Genomic DNA, 17405 nt, shown 5'->3' with positions numbered 1-17405 from the left:
TTTTTCTTATAAAAACAAATATTTTTTTCTTTTTTATAAAAATTTAAATATGAAAATTAAAGAACAAGATAGTTTGAAAGATTGCGGAATTTACATAATTCAATCGTTATATAAGTTTTATTGAAAAAAGTGGCTCGATATTAATGAATTAAAATACTTAACAAATTATTCAGAAAATGGAATTTCAATTACTGAATTAAAAAAAATAGCAAATAAAGTTTCGATTAATATCGACCCTTTCAAAATGACGTTTGAGGAATTAATAAACTTAAATATTAAAGATCCAATTATTACACTGATTAAAGTTGATAATTTTTTTCATTATATAATCATAAAAAAAATTCATAAAAACTATTTCGAAACATACGATTCAATTAATGGCAAAAGAAAAATTTCTTTTGAAAATTTCAAGCTTATTTTTTCTTCAATTATCTTATTTACAAAAAATCAAAAAAATAAAAATATTGAAAATAAATATATGTATAAATTTCAATTTCCTTTTAAAATTAAGGCTAATTTTTTGATTTTAATAATTTTATTAGCTCTAATTTCTGTTCTTTTAAACTATTTTTTATCTTTTTTAAATAAAGATATATTTAATGCTATTCAAAATAAAAACAATGAACAATCTTTTAAAAATCTATTGTTTTTATTTTGAATATCCCTCACTGTCATTGCTGTTGCTTTTGTAAATAATATTTTTTTAAACAAAATTAAAAGAATAATATCTAAAACAATAAAAAATAATTTTATAAAAAATATTCAACAAGCTAAATTTACTCAAATTGAAAAAATAACTAAAAATGACATTACTATTAGATTTTTATCAATTAACTTAATTTCTGAATTTTATGCATTGTTTGTATTTTTTTGACCTACTTTCCTGTTATCGATAACTCTTGTATTTCCACTTATATTCTTCATAAATTTTAAATTTATCATTATACTGACATTAACAAATGTAATTAAAGTATTTATCGGTATTTTATTTAATTTAAATATTTATAAATTATCAAAAAAATCAATTGAAAATAATTTGAAAGAAATTAATGACCTTTCATTTATCTCACATAATTGAAATTTTTATGATATAGATTTTTGAAATAGTATTCAAAAAAATAATTTTTTTTATACAAGTCAAATAAATTTAAATCTTCAAAGAAAAATAAATGCCTTTAGTTCTTTTAAAACTGTTTTTTTAAGTTTCTTAAATTTACTAAATAACATTATAATTTATACTTTATTTATTAAATTACAACTTAGCAATATTACACAATTATTTTTTATTTTACAAGTACAAAATTTATTAAATGATCCTATAAATAATTTACAAAATTACTCTATAACAAAACTAATAAATAAAACCAATATTCAAAAAATCTTTTTTGTTTTAAAAATTCCTCTAAAAAATAATAAAAATAAGTTTAAAAATAACCTAATTTTAAACTCGATAAGAATTAAAAATTTATCATTAAATTTAGGCTCAAAAAAGATTTTTTCTGATTTAAATTTACATATTGAAAAAAACTTAATTATTAAGGGTGAAAATGGAATTGGAAAAACTACTTTTTTAAAACTAATTTCTGGATTATTTTATGACACAAAAAATTCAATATTCTTTAATAATATTCCGATTGAAAAAATTAGTCCAAGTTGATTCACTAAAAATGTTTATTTTTCAAATAAAAATAATGATTTTCCCAATACAGATTTATATACTTATTTATTTTGAAATATAAATGAAAAACAAAGAAACGAAATATTACGAAATAATGATTTTATTTTTTTATTAAATGCCTTAAAATTAGATATTTTTTCAAATTTATATATTAACAAATCAAACTTATCTGCAGGACAAATACAAATAATAAAATTATTACCATTAGTTATTAAAAAATACCAATTAATTTTACTTGATGAAACTTTTGAATTTTTATCAAATGATGTTTGAAAAATAATGCAAAAATGTATTTTAGAAAAACAACAAAATTCAATTATTATTGAAACTAGTCACAATGAAAAATTTTTGATTAAAAATTCCCCTGTTTTTGTAATAAAAAAAATATCTTAAATTTTTGTATTTTTTTTGCATTAATTTATAATTATTTTCATGCATAAACTTTCAATTAAAAACAAGAGTTTTTTTCACTTTAAATTTAAAGATGATTTTTTGAATATTTTAAAAGAAGCTAAAAAAGAATTTAATGCTAAAAAAAATTTATCTGTAGACTTACTTTTTGTAAATAAATTTAAGATGAAAAAACTCAATTTTTTACATAGAAATAAAAACTACACAACTGATATTTTGAGTTTTCCTTTAGAAGCTGAAAATGAACTAGATTTTTTAGATTTTCTTGAATTAGGCCAAATAATAATATCTCCTTGAAAAATAAAAAAACAGGCTAAAAAGTTTAATCACAGTCTAAAAAGAGAAATTTGCTACATTTTTGCTCATGGAATTGCTCATTTATTTGGCTTTGATCATCAAACTGAAGAAGAAGCAACAATAATGAATAATCATGTTGAAAACATAATGTCAAGACTAAATATAAAGAGAATCTAAAAAATTGTGAGGTGATATGAAAAAAATTTGTTATGTTGGTTTAATTGGTAGACCAAATGTTGGAAAGAGTACATTGGTTAATAATATTTTAGATTTTGATTTAGCTATTGTATCTAATCTTGCTCAAACAACTAGAGATAACATAAAAGGCATCTATAATGATAATAATAATCAAATAATTTTTATTGATACACCAGGAATTCATAAAGCTGAATTTTTACTATCAGAAAAACTAAATGAAAAAGCATACAATACAATACAAAGCGTTGATTTAATTCTTTTTTTAACCCCAGCAAATGAAGAATTAGGAAAAGGTGATAAATTTATTATTAATAAAATTAAAGAATTAAATGATGTAAATAAAATAGCCGTGCTAACAAAAATAGACTTAATTAACAACAAAAATATCTTAGATAAAAAAGCAAATGAATTAAAAGCTTTAGGATTTGAAGTAATATTAGGTGTTGGACAAGGTTATAAACAAACTTATGATGATGTGATTAATGAAATAAAAAAATATTCATATGAAGATATTCCTCCATACGATGATGATCAATTGAGTGACGTATCTCTTAGATTTATTGCTAAGGAAATAATAAGAGAAGCATCAATAAAAAATCTGTTTCAAGAAGTACCGCATTCAATAGCAGTTATAATTGATGAATTCAAAGAACATGAAGAAATCTATAAACCTTATGATATTTATGCAACTATATATGTAAAAAGTGAATCTCAAAAAGGTATTGTTATTGGTCAATGCGGCAAAAAAATAAAAAGTATTTCAATGCAATCAAGACAAAAAATGACAAAAGTTTTTGATCATGCAACAAATTTATTTTTAAAAGTTAAAGTGGATCAAGACTGGGTTGACAATGAACAAAAAATCAAGAAGGTAGGATATTAATGAAAATAAAAAGAATGACACATCGTCTAAAATTAATACTCCTCACTATTTTTATATTCTTTTTATTTTTGTTTTTTATTGTTATTTTGATTATTAAATTTTTAAATCCATACAAAGTGGTTATTTATAATTATGAATCGTATTTAGAAAAAGAGATAATAACAAAAATAAAGAAAAATTATTCTTATCGTGTTTTTAAAAACCTTGATGAGTTTACAAGAGATATTAAAAATAAAAAAGCTGTTGCTGGAGTAAGTTCTGATTATCAAATAGCACAATTAATTTTAGAAGATAAACTTAAAAAAATAAATTTCAAAAAAGCTTATAACATTGATTTTAACAAGCAAAATAAAAAAGAAAAAATATACAGTTTATACAGTCCAGAAGTAATAAAACAATTTGAATATTACAATAATTGAATAATAGATCAAATAAAAAAAATTAATCCTCAAAATAATAAGAATCAAACTATCAATGGTTCAATAAAGCCATATTTATATTATGATAAACAAGATACTAAAAAAATAATAGGTTTTGAAATTGATGGTGATGAAGGGATTGACCACTTTTATGAATTCTTAATTCCATATTTTACATTAGATAAAGTTATTGCCTATAATCCACAAGAATTTGATATTTATAAAAAAACAAGAAATTCTATCAAAAAAAATCAAAGCTTTGACGATATAAAAAACGGAATAAGTTGATTTGAAGCACTAAGCAAATTAACAAATAAATATAATAATCCTCGCATTTACTGAACTAACTGGTTTTTAGATAACGCTATGATTGGACAATTTTATCAATACTCATCTGGCGATTTAAACCAAAAAAATAATCATGGTAATTGAGTTTTATTTAATAAAAATAATTACAAAGATTCAATAGATAACTTCAATAAATTAGTTATTGATTCTACTGGTAAATCAATAAAAGATATTTCAAGAAATAAGTTAGTAACTGACGGTCAAGAACTAGTTTCTTCAATAATCGAACCTTCTTCTAAAAAAGCTGATATTGCTATTATGTATAACGGCGATGCCTTAGATGCTTACTATGGCAAAGACAATTTTGAAAGCCTAGAAGAAAAAAACAATATTTCTTTTATAAGACCTAACTTTACGTACGCTAATATCGATGCATGAATAATTTCAAAAGATACTGACCAAAAAAGCTCTGATAATTTGCTTTCAAAATTAAATGAGTATATATTTTCTGATATTATAAAAAGTGAAAAAGAGATAGAGAATACATATATCAATAACGTTTTTCAAGAAATAATTAAAAATCTTAATAATGAAGAAAAAAAGTTTAAAAATAAAATATTTAATTCACTTTTTAATTCTGAAAAAAATGCTAAAAATTTAAATGAAATACCTGTTGAATTCTTTGAAAAAAATTATGATGCTTTTAGAAATGCCTTTTCTTATGATAATTTACCTAACATAAAAAATTTTGACACTATAAATTACACTCCAAGCTATAAAAATATTAAAAACTTTTTAACTAAATGATATTTTTTAGATAACAAAAAGCAACCTGATTTAAAAGCTATATCAATTTATGATATGCAAACTGCTAAAAATGTAGAATTTAGACCTTATCAACCTCTTGATTTGGAATTAAAAACTAAAATGATTGAATATTACTATCAAAAAACAAAATCATAAAATGAAGGGAATAAATATGAAAAAAAAGAAAATTATAAAAAATAATTCTTCAATTATTGAGTTAGTTGATGTTGTTAAAGAATTTGAAGATAAGACTGTTTTAGATAATGTTAACCTTAAAATTGAAAAAGGTGAATTTATTACCCTGTTAGGACCTTCAGGTTCTGGTAAAACAACAATTTTAAGAATTATTGGTGGTTTTGAATGAGTTACTCGTGGTGAAGTTAAACTCCACGGCAAGGACATTAAAGATTTATCTCCACACAAAAGGGATGTTTCTACGATATTTCAAGATTATGCCTTATTTCCACATTTAAACGTTGAAAATAACATTAAATATGGTTTAAGATTAAAAAGAATTAAAAAAGATAATGTTCCAAAACATTTTCAAAATAAATTATCAGTCCAAAGAAAAAAATGACAAAAATTTGCTGATTTGAAAATGAAAAATCTAGACAAAGAATTTGAACTTTACGAAAAAGAACTAAGTACAAATTCACAGCTTTCTCAACGTAAAAGAAATAAATATCAACAATGAATTGATGACATGGATTTTAAATATTCATATTGAGAAAATTACGTTGATTTAAAAACTGAAGCTTATGAAAAAAGATATTTAACTCGTAAAATAACAAATGAAGAAATGGATAAGGAAGTTAAAGATATCATGGCTTTAGTAGGGCTAACCGGAAATGAAAAGAAAAATGTTAATTTTCTTTCAGGGGGGATGAAACAAAGAGTTGCATTAGCAAGATCATTAGTAATTGAGCCAGAAATATTATTATTAGATGAACCTTTAAGCGCCCTTGATGCTAAAATTCGTGAAAAAATGCAAATTTTGTTAAGAGATATTCAACAAAAACTAAAATTAACATTTATTTTTGTTACTCATGATAGAAACGAGGCTCTACAACTAAGTGATAGAATTGCTGTTATTAGAGATGGTAAAGTTGAGCAATTTACAACGCCTAAGGAATTGTATGATTATCCAGTTAATAAATGAGTAGCAAACTTTATTGGTGATTCAAACTTTTTTAATGCTACTTTTATCAAAAAAAATAAAGTTAAATTTTTGTCAAAAACCTTTGATACTATTCATGATGAATTTGAACCAGGTGAAGCTTTAGATGCATTAATAAGACCAGAAGATATAGTTATTACAAGGGTTAAATCGAAAGCTAAATTGGTTGGTGTTATTGTTAAATCGACATATGGTGGTAGCTATTACAATTATGATATTGAAGTAAAAGATAAAATTATTCACGTTGAAACATCATCAAAACATGCAGTTGGAAAAGAAGTATTTTTAGACTGAGATATTGATTCTATTCACTTAATGAAAAAAGATAAAAAAATGCAAGAAAATGAAAAAGAAATGGATTTAACAAATGAATCTTAATAAAGAAAAAAAACAAATTTTTAAAAAGAAAAAAAACTTTTCATCCAGTTCAAAATTACAAAATGCATTTTTAATTCCGTATATTATCTTTGCAATACTTTTTATTATCTTACCAATGGTTTTTGTTTGCGTTTATGCTTTTAAACCATTAGATGGACAAAAATCACTTGAGAATTGAGAAATTGCTTTTAAACCTTCAACCTGAATTATAATAGGTAGATCATTATTAACAGGAATTTTTGCGGCTTTTTGCTGCTTAATAATCGGTTTTCCTTATGCTTATATCGTCTCAAGATCAAAATTTAAAATTATTAAAATGTTAGGTCTTACTTTAATTTTAAGCCCACTAGCAATTTTTACAATTTCAAAAGCTTTGGCAATAAGAGGACTTTTTTCGGCTATATTTGATGAAAACCAACTAAATAATAATTTCTTTATTGTATTTGGAATGATATATTTATATTTACCATTTATGGTTTTACCTTTATATCAAGTCTTAAAAGATATGCCAAATAATATTTTAGAGGCATCGGAAGATTTAGGTTATTCTAAATTCAAAACTCTTTTTAAAGTTGTTATTCCATATGCTACAAAAGCTATTTTAAGTGGTTTTGGAATTGTTTTAATGATGGCTGCAACATCAATTATTATTTCGGATAAATTGCTACCAAATGGAAGTCAAAAGCAATTGATTGGTAATCTTATTAATCAATTTGCTAATACTGCTAATCCATTTGATTTAGCAAATTCATCAACACTTGTTATTATTACATTATCAGTACTATTAAGTATTTATGCTGTAATTTATGGAATACCTTATTTAATTAGCAAAAAAAGAAAAGGGGTGAACTATGAATAAAATTAAGAACTTTTTAAAATATTCTTATGTTTTTATTGTTCTAGCTCTTTTATATGTGCCAATAATTTTTGGAACAATTTATAGTTTTAACTCACCTTCAGATAAAGGAATTTTTTCAGTAACAACATGGAATAGAACTTCATTTGAAGCCTATACTGAATTATTTTCAAAATCTCATGCATTAGCATTTGTAAACTCTTTTTTATTAGGTCTTTCAACTTCAGTATTAGTTATCATTATTTCATTATTAACAGTATTTGCATTATGAAGACAGAAAAATAAAATTCCTCGATCTTTTGTTCAAACAACATCAAACGTTCCAATGATAAATCCGGATGTTATCACAGGTTTAACATTAGCAATTGTATTGAATTTTCTATTTTTCGGAACATTAAAAGCAACAAATGAAGGTTTTTTTAGATCTATTATTGGGCACACAGTTATGTGTTTACCATATGGAATTTTAATAATGTTGCCAAAAAGCGATAAGTTTTCAAAAAACATTTTTGAAGCAAGTCAAGATTTAGGTTATTCAAAATTTAAAACTTGATTTAAAACCTATTTTGTTTATATGCTAGGATCAATTGGATTTACTTTTGTTATGACAATGACACTTTCATTTGATGATTTTATTATTACAAGAATTGTTTCGAATACAGAAACCTTAGGAACTCAACTTTATGAAGGACAATTTCAAGCTTGATCATTAGCTATTGGAGCAATATCTTTATTAATAGTTATTTTCGGAAATACCTTGTATATTTTATTGAAAACAACTCAAAATACAAAAACAAAGAAATTTATATTGCTTTCAAAAAAATAGTAAAAATTATATTTAATTGGAGGTATTAAAAATTGCACAAAAGAATTTTTAAGCTTTTATTATTTTATACTACAGGATTTATATTATTATGTTTGTTTTTAATTGCTTTAGCTTTTAAGTTAACAACCCGTTATCACCCAAGCGTTTATAACTATGAATCATATTTAGCACCCGAAATTGTTGAAAAACTTAAAAAAAATTATAACTATAAGGAATTTAAAGAAATAAACGAATTTACGCAAGCTTTGACACAGGATAAAGCTATTGCAGGTGTTGGAAGTGATTTTCAAACCGCTCAGCTTATTTTAGATAAAAAAATTAAAAAAATTAACTATACTCGTATTTTTGGAACCGATACAAACAATTGGGAAAACCGTAAAAAGTTCTTTACTAAAAATGTTCAAGACCATTTAAATAAATTTAACGAACTTGTTTTTAATAAATTAGTTGATTTTAAAAAAAATAATGAACTTCACAAATACGGCTTTGAACTTGATATAAATAACAAAAAATGACGAAGCCTTGAAACAAAGAAAAAAAATCCGAACGAATGAGATCATTTTTCAGATTATATTTTACCTTATTACATACAAGATAAAGGAGTTGCTTACAATATAAATAAGTATACAAGACCTAATTTAAATATTGAAGATGCGACTAAAAAATTCGAAGAAAAAGAAAAAAACTTTAAATGAAATGAAATTTTTTTTATTCTTAAAAAGAATAATTATAAATATGTTGCTTGAACAAATGCTTTTGTTGATAATTTGATGATTGGCGCTATGAATTATTCTAAAAAAAGTAATAATCCTGATGAATGAAAAAAAATATTTACAATCAATGGTGAAGGGAAATTATTTAATTTCAATAACGATAATTATAAATTAGCTATTGATTCATTTATTGATTTTGTTAAGGAAGCTTCTGGATCTTCAATACGTGATACAAAACATAATTTTTTAAGTGGTGATGGTCTTGAATTATTAAACCATTTAATTGAACCAAAAGAAGGCAGATCTGATTCAGCAGTTATTTATAACGGAGATGCATTAGATGCCTATTATTCAAAAGATAATTTTGCATCAGTTGAAGAAGGGTATGTCAGATTTGAGCGTCCTAAATATAATTACATTTTAATGGATGGTTGAATTATTTCAAGCAAACTTACAAATGAAGAAGAAAATAAATTTTTAGATACTTTAAAAATGAATATTTACCATAATAACTATTTATATTCAAATAAAAATATTGATTTTAATAATTTAAATTTAACAAAACTAGAATCTATTTTTATTAAAAAAGTTCAAGAATTCATTGATGATGAAGCTAAGGAAAATGCCTTAAAAACAGTTGAAAAAATATTTAATAATAATGAAGCTAGAGAGATTGTTATTAATGAATTAAATAAAGATGAAAATCTTAAACAAATTAATTGAAATTTATTAGAAAATTGAAAAAATGAAATAAATAAATTTATTTATAGTAAAGATGGCAATTATTGAAATTGGCTTTCAATTATAAGAAAAAACTCAGATGATGGATATAGCATTTTTGAAAATGCATTTACCAAAGCTTTTGGACATGTAGATTTATCCGAAATTGCTAATTTCGATTATATTTCATATACTCCTGCAGATTTACTTACATACTCATTTATTGAAAAATGATATTTTGGTAATGATGAAACTGCTAAGAATATTTACGCTCAACCTTCAGAAAATGACGATTATAAATTATTTACATATCCTATTATTGATAATAATTTAAGAACAAAAATCGCAAGTTATTACTTTGAAAAAACTAAATCGTAGAAAAGGCGTTTGCCTTTTTTTTATATTTAAAAATATTATTTTTTTAAATTTAACAATCATTAATTTCTAATTAAAAATATAATTGTTAATTTAAGTATAATTATTAATTATTATAAGAATTCGCTAAATTAACTTTTTAATACTTAAAGAGGTAAAAAATATGACATTAAAAAAATTGTTATTAGACATAAAAAAAATTAAAGAATTACAAGAATTTGAAATTAAAGGTTGAGTAGTTTCAAATAGAGGAAATGAAAAAATAAGATTTTTAACAATTAATGATGGAAGTACAATTTCAAATATGCAAGTTGTTGCTAAAGGTGAAATTATTTCTAAATTTAACTTATCATCTATTGCTTTAGGAACTCCAGTCATTGCTAAGGGATTAATTCATTTAACGCCAGAAGCTATGCAACCATTTGAACTTATTTTAGAATTATTAACAATTGTTAATAATGTTGATGAAGATTTTCCTATTCAAAAAAAAGAAACGTCGCTAGAATTTTTGAGAGAAATACCTCATTTAAGAAATAGAACTACTCTTTTTAAAAGTATTATGCTAATAAGAAATTCATTAGCTTTTGAAATTCATAAATATTTCCAAGAAAATGATTTTTTATATATGGCATCTCCGATTATTACATCTAATGATGGTGAAGGAGCAGGAGAAACCTTATTAGTTGATGACGAGTCAAAAGATTATTTCTTCAAACAAAAAGCTTTTTTAGGAGTAACAGGACAATTACATGCTGAAGCATATGCTGCAAGCTTTAAAAAAGTATATACATTCGGTCCAACATTTAGAGCTGAAAACTCACACACCTCAAGACACCTTGCTGAATTTTGAATGATTGAACCTGAAGTTGCTTTTTATCAATTAAAAGACATTATAAATTTAGCTGATGACTTGTTGAAAACAGTTATTTCAAACACATTAAAAAAATATCCGGATGAAATAAAATATTTAAATAATATTAATCCTAATTTAATCGAAACATTAAACAAATTTTTGAACAATAAACTTACTGTTATAGAATACAAGGATGTTGTTAAAAAACTTACCGAGTTTAAAGACTCATTTGAAGAAAAAAACATATTTTTTGGAATGGATTTAGCTTCAGAACATGAAAAATTCTTATCTGAAAAAATTGTTCAAGGTCCTGTTGCTGTTGTTAACTATCCAAAAGATATTAAAGCTTTTTATATGTATCAAAATGAAGATAATCAAACAGTTGGTGCATTCGACTTGCTTGTTCCAGGAATTGGTGAATTGATTGGCGGAAGTCAAAGGGAATCTAGATATGAAAAATTAATTAACAGAATGAATGAACTAAAAATCCCAACTTCTCCTTTACAATGATATTTAGATTTAAGACGTTTTGGATATGCTCCATCAAGTGGTTTTGGTATTGGATTCGAAAGATTAGTAATGTATGTAACTGGGATCGCTAATATAAGAGATGTTATTCCTTTCCCACGTGTCGCAGGGCAAATTAAAATGTAGGTATTTAAAAATGCAAAAAAAATTAACTATTATTATTCCTATTTATAACCCTATTATTTCGTTGGATAAAATTTTAAATAATATTTATAAACAAAAAAGTCAAAACTTCGATGTCATAATTACTATTGATAAACCAAAAGACAAAGATTTTTATGAAATTGATAAAATCCAAAATAAATTAAAAGACTCCGTAAAGTTTATTTTCAACACATCTCACCAACACGTAGTAAGCGTTATACAAGAAGCTTTAAAACTTGTTAAAACTAATTATGTTTATGTTTTATACTCTTATTGTGAATTAAAGACTAAATTTACACAGAATATTGATGATTTTTTAAATTCATTAAAAGAATTGCCTGATTTTATTGAGGTTCCTGGATTTAGTACTTCAATTTCTCATTCATTAATTAAGTCAAATATTTTAAGTAATCTAGGCGTTGTAAATCTTGAAAAAAATAAATATCCTTATGCTTTAGTAACTCCCTTTATTTTTAATTGCTTAATGAAAAAAGAAATTATGGAGCAAGTTGTTCAAAGTCCAAAAATTAAAGACAGTAATCAAGAATATTCGTCTAATTTTGTTTTTAAAGCATTACTTTATTCAAAAACATTTGCATATTTTAATGATACTTGAATCGAAAATCTAAATTATGGATTTTTATCTTTTAACCCAAAATCTTTAACAAGAGGTTGAAACTCTATATTTAACCAATTTAACATTGAAGATCAAGACAAAAAAAACGCATTGGAATTTGCTAAATTTATAAATTATTGTTACTATATAGCAGGTATTTTAGGAACAATTAAAACAAGAAAAAATGAATTAGATGCTAAAAATTTAAAAAATATTAAAGTTGCTCTTTTGCAAGAAATTCAAACTCAAAAACAATTTTGAACAAATCAATTAAAAACTAACCCTTATTTTGAACAATTTAATATTCAAGAACTTTTTGATTTAACTAACGGTTTAGTTGAAAAATGAGATTTAATTCTTAAGAAATTTCTATGATAATTAAAAAAAATAAAAGAGCAAATTTTTGAATAAGATTGATAGCTACCTTAATTGATCTTTTATTATTTGTTATTTTTGCTATTTCAAGTTCATTTTTTGTTTTTAACTACAAACAAACTGATTTTTACACAGAAAATGTTATTTATAAAGAAATAATATATCGAACTTGATTATTATTATTGATTTTATTTATTATATTAGAGTATATTTTAGTTCCAATATTTTCTAATGGAAGAACTTTTGGAATGTGAATTTGTAAAATAAAAATAATAAAACAGGAAAATAATCAAAAACTATCAAGAGCAATATTTGATCGACAAAGATTATTTGCTTTTTTATGAATATTTGTATTTTTGGGGTTCATGCTTATTTCTACCGATGCTTTTTTAAAAGCAGCAAGAGGTAATAAACTAAATAATGCTGAAAAATTAGTTTTTGCTATCCCTGTTGTCCTTTCAACAATTGCAATAAATTTACAACTTTTTTTAATAATTACCAATGCAAAAGTAACTAGATTAGGATGGAATGATAAATTCTCAAAAACTGAGACAGTATGAAAAAATAAATACGAAGAAATTTTTGAAGAAGAAAAAAACGAACTAAAAATTTATCCAAAAAAAAGAGAATTGCCTAAAATCAATGCTATAAATTAATTTAATTATAAAAAAATTTAATATACAAAATAATATATATGAACCCTAAAGTTGACCAAGTAAACTGGAAAACTTTGGGGTTCATTATATTTAAAAGTAAATTTTTATTATCCTAAATTATCTTGTTTTATTAAAAAAGTTTTAAGAATATTCTTCTTTTTTAAAATCTGTTTACTAACTACTCTTTTAAAGATTATAATCGTAAATCTATTGTTATTACCTTTAATATATAAACTATTTTATAGTTATGTTTTAATCTACCAAATTAATTATTTTAAAAGTTATATATTTTTTTGATGTACTCGCTATTTTTTAATGATCTAATAAGGTATAATTTAATAAGTAATTTGTAATTAAATAAGGGGTAAGAAAATATGTTAAATTTAGATAATTTAAATAAGCAACAAAAACAAGCCGTTGAGTACAATGATGGCCCTTTAAGAATAATTGCTGGTGCTGGTTCCGGAAAAACCAGAGTTTTAACATATAAAATCTCTTATCTAATAGATAATTTAAATATTAATCCCTTACGTGTTTTGGCTTTGACATTTTCAAATAAAGCAGCTAATGAAATGAAGCAACGTGTTACTGCAATGATAGAAGATCCTAATAATCTTCCTACAATTAGTACATTTCATGCAATATGTGCAAAAATATTAAGACAAGATATTCACCAATTAGGTTACAATAATGATTTTCAAATTATTGACGAGCTTGATCAAAAAGCAATTTTAAAATCCGTTTATGCTGAAATGGATATATCAAATAGCGAATTTAGCTATAGTTCAATAATAAGCTATATTCAAAACAAAAAAAATGCTTTATTCGATTTTTTAAATATCGAAGATGAAAATTTAGATACTAATTTATCTTTACAAGAAAGAAAAATAATTGAAACTAAAGAAATAATATATAAAAAATACCAAGAAAGACTTCAAAGATCAAAGGCTCTTGATTTTGATGATTTATTAGTTTTTGTTTATACTTTATTTTATGATCCTAAATATGAAAGTATTGCTAAAAAATGATCAAAAAGATTTTATTATTTACTGATTGACGAATTTCAAGATACAAGTATAATTCAATATAAGATTTTACAAAAACTTTGCTCAACAAATAATATTACAATTGTTGGTGACCCTGATCAAACAATATATAGTTGAAGAAACGCTGATATTAATATTATTATTAATTTTGAAAAAGATTATCCAGATACAGTAACAATTAAACTTGAAGAAAATTATCGATCAACTAAAAAAATATTAAATTATGCTAACAACTTAATTAAACATAATAAATTAAGATTAGAAAAAAATTTATATACTTTAAATGATGAAGGTGATGACGTTAGTTTTTTTTGTGGTCATAACGAAGAAGCCGAAGCTAGATGAATTGCACAAAAAATTTCTGAACTTAAAAGATCACGCGTTCAATTGAAAAATATTGCAATTTTATTTAGAGTAAACAGCTACTCCCGTGCTATTGAAGAAGCTTTAATTCGTGAAAACACAATTTATAAGCTTTTTGGTACTATTAAGTTTTATCAAAGAGAAGAAATTAAAGATGCCTTAGCTTATTTAAGAGTTATCCATGATGGTAGCGAACTAATGCTTCTTAGAATTATTAACAAACCATCACGTAAAATCGGTGAAGTAACTATTGATAAGTTAATTGAATTTGCAAGAAATAAAAATCTTGATTTATTCAAAGCTATTGAACTTTACATTGAGGAAATACAAAAAACTTTAAATATTTCAAGTTCAACAATTTTACGTCTTGCTGATTTAATAAATGCTATACGTTGGGCAAGAGTTGCCTTAAAAACTAATTCAATTAGCAGTACACTAAAAGAATTTATGTTTAAAGTTATTTCATATTTTGATATTTTTAAATCTTCAGAAGAAGATTATGAATCAAAAGTTGAAAACTTTTTAAGCTTAATAACAGCAATCGAACAATGAGAGAAAACTCATAACCACGGTTCGATTGATGAGTATTTACAAGAAATAACTTTGATTACTGATCGCGACGTTGAAGACGATGCTACTAGTTATGTTTCTTTAATGACAGTGCACAATGCAAAGGGACTTGAATTTGATTATGTATTTATTTGCGGTCTAGCTGAAGGATTATTCCCATTAAAAAGAGCTATTTCGATTTCACCAAATAAAGATTTTACTTTTTTAAGAAGTTCTATAAATGAAGAGAATATTGAAGGTATTGAAGAAGAAAGAAGATTAGCTTATGTCGCAATTACAAGAGCGAAGAAAAAACTATTTTTATCTTTTGCAATTAATCGTACGGGTTTTGCAACAAGAAGTAGATTTTTAAAAGAAGCAGGAATTAAAGAACAAAGTAGTATTAATTTAGCTAATGATTTCTCAATTGATCAAGAAAATAATTTAAATAATAGCGATTTGATTGTTGGTGATTATATTATGCACAAAATCTATGGTAAGGGCTTAATTGTTGATTTAGTTGGAACTATTATTACTATTAAATTTGATGATTTTAAAATCTCTAAACAATTCGAAAGATCACACCATTCAATTAAAAAATGAGATGGTAATACAAATGAATAAAATTTTAGAACAACTTGAACAACCAAAAATTTATAATAAAAATAATTATTCTTGATTAGTAATTTCAGTAGTTCTTTTTGTCTTAATTATTTGTATTCTAACTACTTTGTTAATAATTTTCATTAAAAAAAGAAGTATTTTAATTGATAACAAGAATGGTTTTTTAAATCTCGAGGTTGATTTAGAAAAAGAAAGAATCAAGCGTCTTAGCAATATTAATGAAACGGCAAACGAACCATTTTTTTTAAGAAAACTAAATTTTTTAAATAACAAATGAAAAAAATTAAGCGACTTTCAAAATTTACTTGATAAAAATACAAATATTGCTTTTATATCTTCTTTAAAAAAGAAAGAAAATACAATTATAAATTTTGAAAAAGATTTAAATAAGTGGTTTTTAACCTTAAAAATAAAAGCAAGTATCGAAATTAAAATAGTTGATAAAAAAAGAGCATATTTAACGTTAAATTGGTCAGAATATAATAAAAAAGAAGATTTTGTTTTTGAGCAAACTAACATGAATACAAACTATTTATTAAATGAAAATAGTAATTATTTAGTATGCGGATTTATTTTAAATATAAAGAATATCTATAACATTAACAATTTTCTTAATTTATTTAAAAAAGACTGTGTTAAAAACAAAATTGAAGGAATTAAAGTTTTTTTAGATTGAAATAAATTATTTTTTGTTTTTCCGCTTTCAAAATTTAAAAGAAAACAAGCTGAAAAAAATATTAGAATTATTAATGAAACTTCTTTTTTTTATAAGCATTTATTTAATTTATTTTTTGCATTTGATAGTAGTTTGCTTACTAAAAAAGAATATTATAATTACGAAATTATTTTTGACTATTTAAAAAATGATTATAAACAAAATGAAGATTATTGAATTTCTAATGACATTACTAATTCAGAAGATTTTAAACAATTTCAAGAAAAATATGACTACGTTTTAAATGAAATTAATAACTCTAATAGCATAGAACTAAAAAATATTCCGATTAATTCTTTTGCTGAAGATAAATCAAAACTTACACTTTTATTGAATGAATTAAAATTCGAAGCTCTTAATATTGAAAATACTGAAATTTTATCTACTTTAGATATTTATAAAAATTATTTTATAAAACTTTATGACAATATTAATCCTATTGATTTTCACGGCAAAATTCTAGTAATTAATGATTTTATTTTTGATTTAATGGATAACAAAAAAATTGAAAATTTAATGTCTATAAATAATTCTCTTTTACAGCTAGTTGTTTTAAACACTAAAAAAAGTTTAAAAAAAGTTAAAAAGAAAATCGAAATAATCCAAGAAAATAAAATAAAAGGGACTATAGGTATTAAAATAAGCGAAATTAATGACGATATTATTTCAACTATTGATAAATGAGTAAAAATTATCTGAATTAGTAAATCAATAACCAATAATTTAAACAATCCTCAAACAATGTTTTATGTAAGATTGCTATTAGAAAGAGCAGAACAATTTAAAATATTAATTATATTCGAAAATTTAGACTATAAAAACTATAAAAAAGTTTTATACAACAATAACAATAATTTGTTTTACACAAAAAATAAATCAGTAAACAAATAATTTATTTTGAAAGGAAAAT

At 23.1% G+C, this 17405-nt stretch carries 13 protein-coding genes; all 13 read left to right on the top strand.

Going from position 1 to position 17405, the window contains the following annotated elements:
- Positions 1-49 precede the first annotated feature (49 nt).
- The 13 genes from MCAN360_RS05070 to MCAN360_RS05035 all read left to right on the top strand — a co-directional run bounded on the left by MCAN360_RS05070 (position 50) and on the right by MCAN360_RS05035 (position 17386).
- Positions 50-2071, top strand: a complete 2022-nt coding sequence (locus MCAN360_RS05070; protein WP_045433349.1) for an Mbov_0121 family peptidase domain-containing ABC transporter — start codon at positions 50-52, stop codon at positions 2069-2071.
- Between the two features lie 39 nt (positions 2072-2110).
- On the top strand, positions 2111-2563 hold the full coding sequence (gene ybeY, locus MCAN360_RS00560) for an rRNA maturation RNase YbeY (protein ID WP_045433346.1): 453 nt from the start codon (positions 2111-2113) through the stop codon (positions 2561-2563).
- Positions 2564-2579: 16 nt separating this feature from the next.
- The gene (gene era / locus MCAN360_RS00555) at positions 2580-3467 is read left to right on the top strand and encodes a GTPase Era (RefSeq protein ID WP_045433345.1); all 888 of its coding nucleotides are present in this window, start codon (positions 2580-2582) and stop codon (positions 3465-3467) included.
- Positions 3467-5137 (top strand): type 2 periplasmic-binding domain-containing protein, encoded by a 1671-nt coding sequence (locus MCAN360_RS05065; RefSeq protein WP_052461460.1) that lies wholly within the window; start codon positions 3467-3469, stop codon positions 5135-5137. The genes era and MCAN360_RS05065 overlap by 1 nt, the downstream gene beginning before the upstream one ends.
- 16 nt (positions 5138-5153) lie before the next feature.
- The gene (locus MCAN360_RS00545; protein WP_045433342.1) at positions 5154-6536 is read left to right on the top strand and encodes an ABC transporter ATP-binding protein; all 1383 of its coding nucleotides are present in this window, start codon (positions 5154-5156) and stop codon (positions 6534-6536) included.
- Positions 6526-7395, top strand: coding sequence for an ABC transporter permease (locus tag MCAN360_RS05060; RefSeq protein WP_045433340.1), 870 nt, complete (start codon positions 6526-6528; stop codon positions 7393-7395). The genes MCAN360_RS00545 and MCAN360_RS05060 overlap by 11 nt, the downstream gene beginning before the upstream one ends.
- Entirely contained in the window at positions 7388-8218 is an 831-nt protein-coding gene (locus MCAN360_RS05055; RefSeq protein WP_045433338.1) for an ABC transporter permease, read from the top strand. Before MCAN360_RS05060 ends, MCAN360_RS05055 begins: the two co-directional genes overlap by 8 nt.
- Before the next feature lie 92 nt (positions 8219-8310).
- Positions 8311-10029, top strand: a complete 1719-nt coding sequence (locus MCAN360_RS05050; RefSeq protein WP_231852595.1) for a hypothetical protein — start codon at positions 8311-8313, stop codon at positions 10027-10029.
- 160 nt (positions 10030-10189) lie between these two features.
- Complete coding sequence (gene asnS, locus MCAN360_RS00525) at positions 10190-11533, top strand: asparagine--tRNA ligase (RefSeq protein WP_045433334.1); 1344 nt, start codon at positions 10190-10192, stop codon at positions 11531-11533.
- Between the two features lie 10 nt (positions 11534-11543).
- Positions 11544-12545, top strand: a complete 1002-nt coding sequence (locus tag MCAN360_RS05045; RefSeq protein WP_045433331.1) for a glycosyltransferase — start codon at positions 11544-11546, stop codon at positions 12543-12545.
- The gene (locus tag MCAN360_RS05040; protein ID WP_052461459.1) at positions 12539-13198 is read left to right on the top strand and encodes an RDD family protein; all 660 of its coding nucleotides are present in this window, start codon (positions 12539-12541) and stop codon (positions 13196-13198) included. The genes MCAN360_RS05045 and MCAN360_RS05040 overlap by 7 nt, the downstream gene beginning before the upstream one ends.
- Positions 13199-13572: 374 nt before the next feature.
- Entirely contained in the window at positions 13573-15780 is a 2208-nt protein-coding gene (locus tag MCAN360_RS00510; RefSeq protein ID WP_045433328.1) for an ATP-dependent helicase, read from the top strand.
- Complete coding sequence (locus tag MCAN360_RS05035) at positions 15773-17386, top strand: MHO_4530 family protein (protein ID WP_148310074.1); 1614 nt, start codon at positions 15773-15775, stop codon at positions 17384-17386. Before MCAN360_RS00510 ends, MCAN360_RS05035 begins: the two co-directional genes overlap by 8 nt.
- The last annotated feature ends 19 nt before the right edge of the window (positions 17387-17405 follow it).

The sequence above is a fragment of the Metamycoplasma canadense genome (assembly GCF_000828855.1).
Classification (GTDB): Bacteria; Bacillota_I; Bacilli_A; order Mycoplasmatales; family Metamycoplasmataceae; genus Metamycoplasma; species Metamycoplasma canadense.
This window is presented reverse-complemented; position numbering and strand designations above follow the sequence as displayed.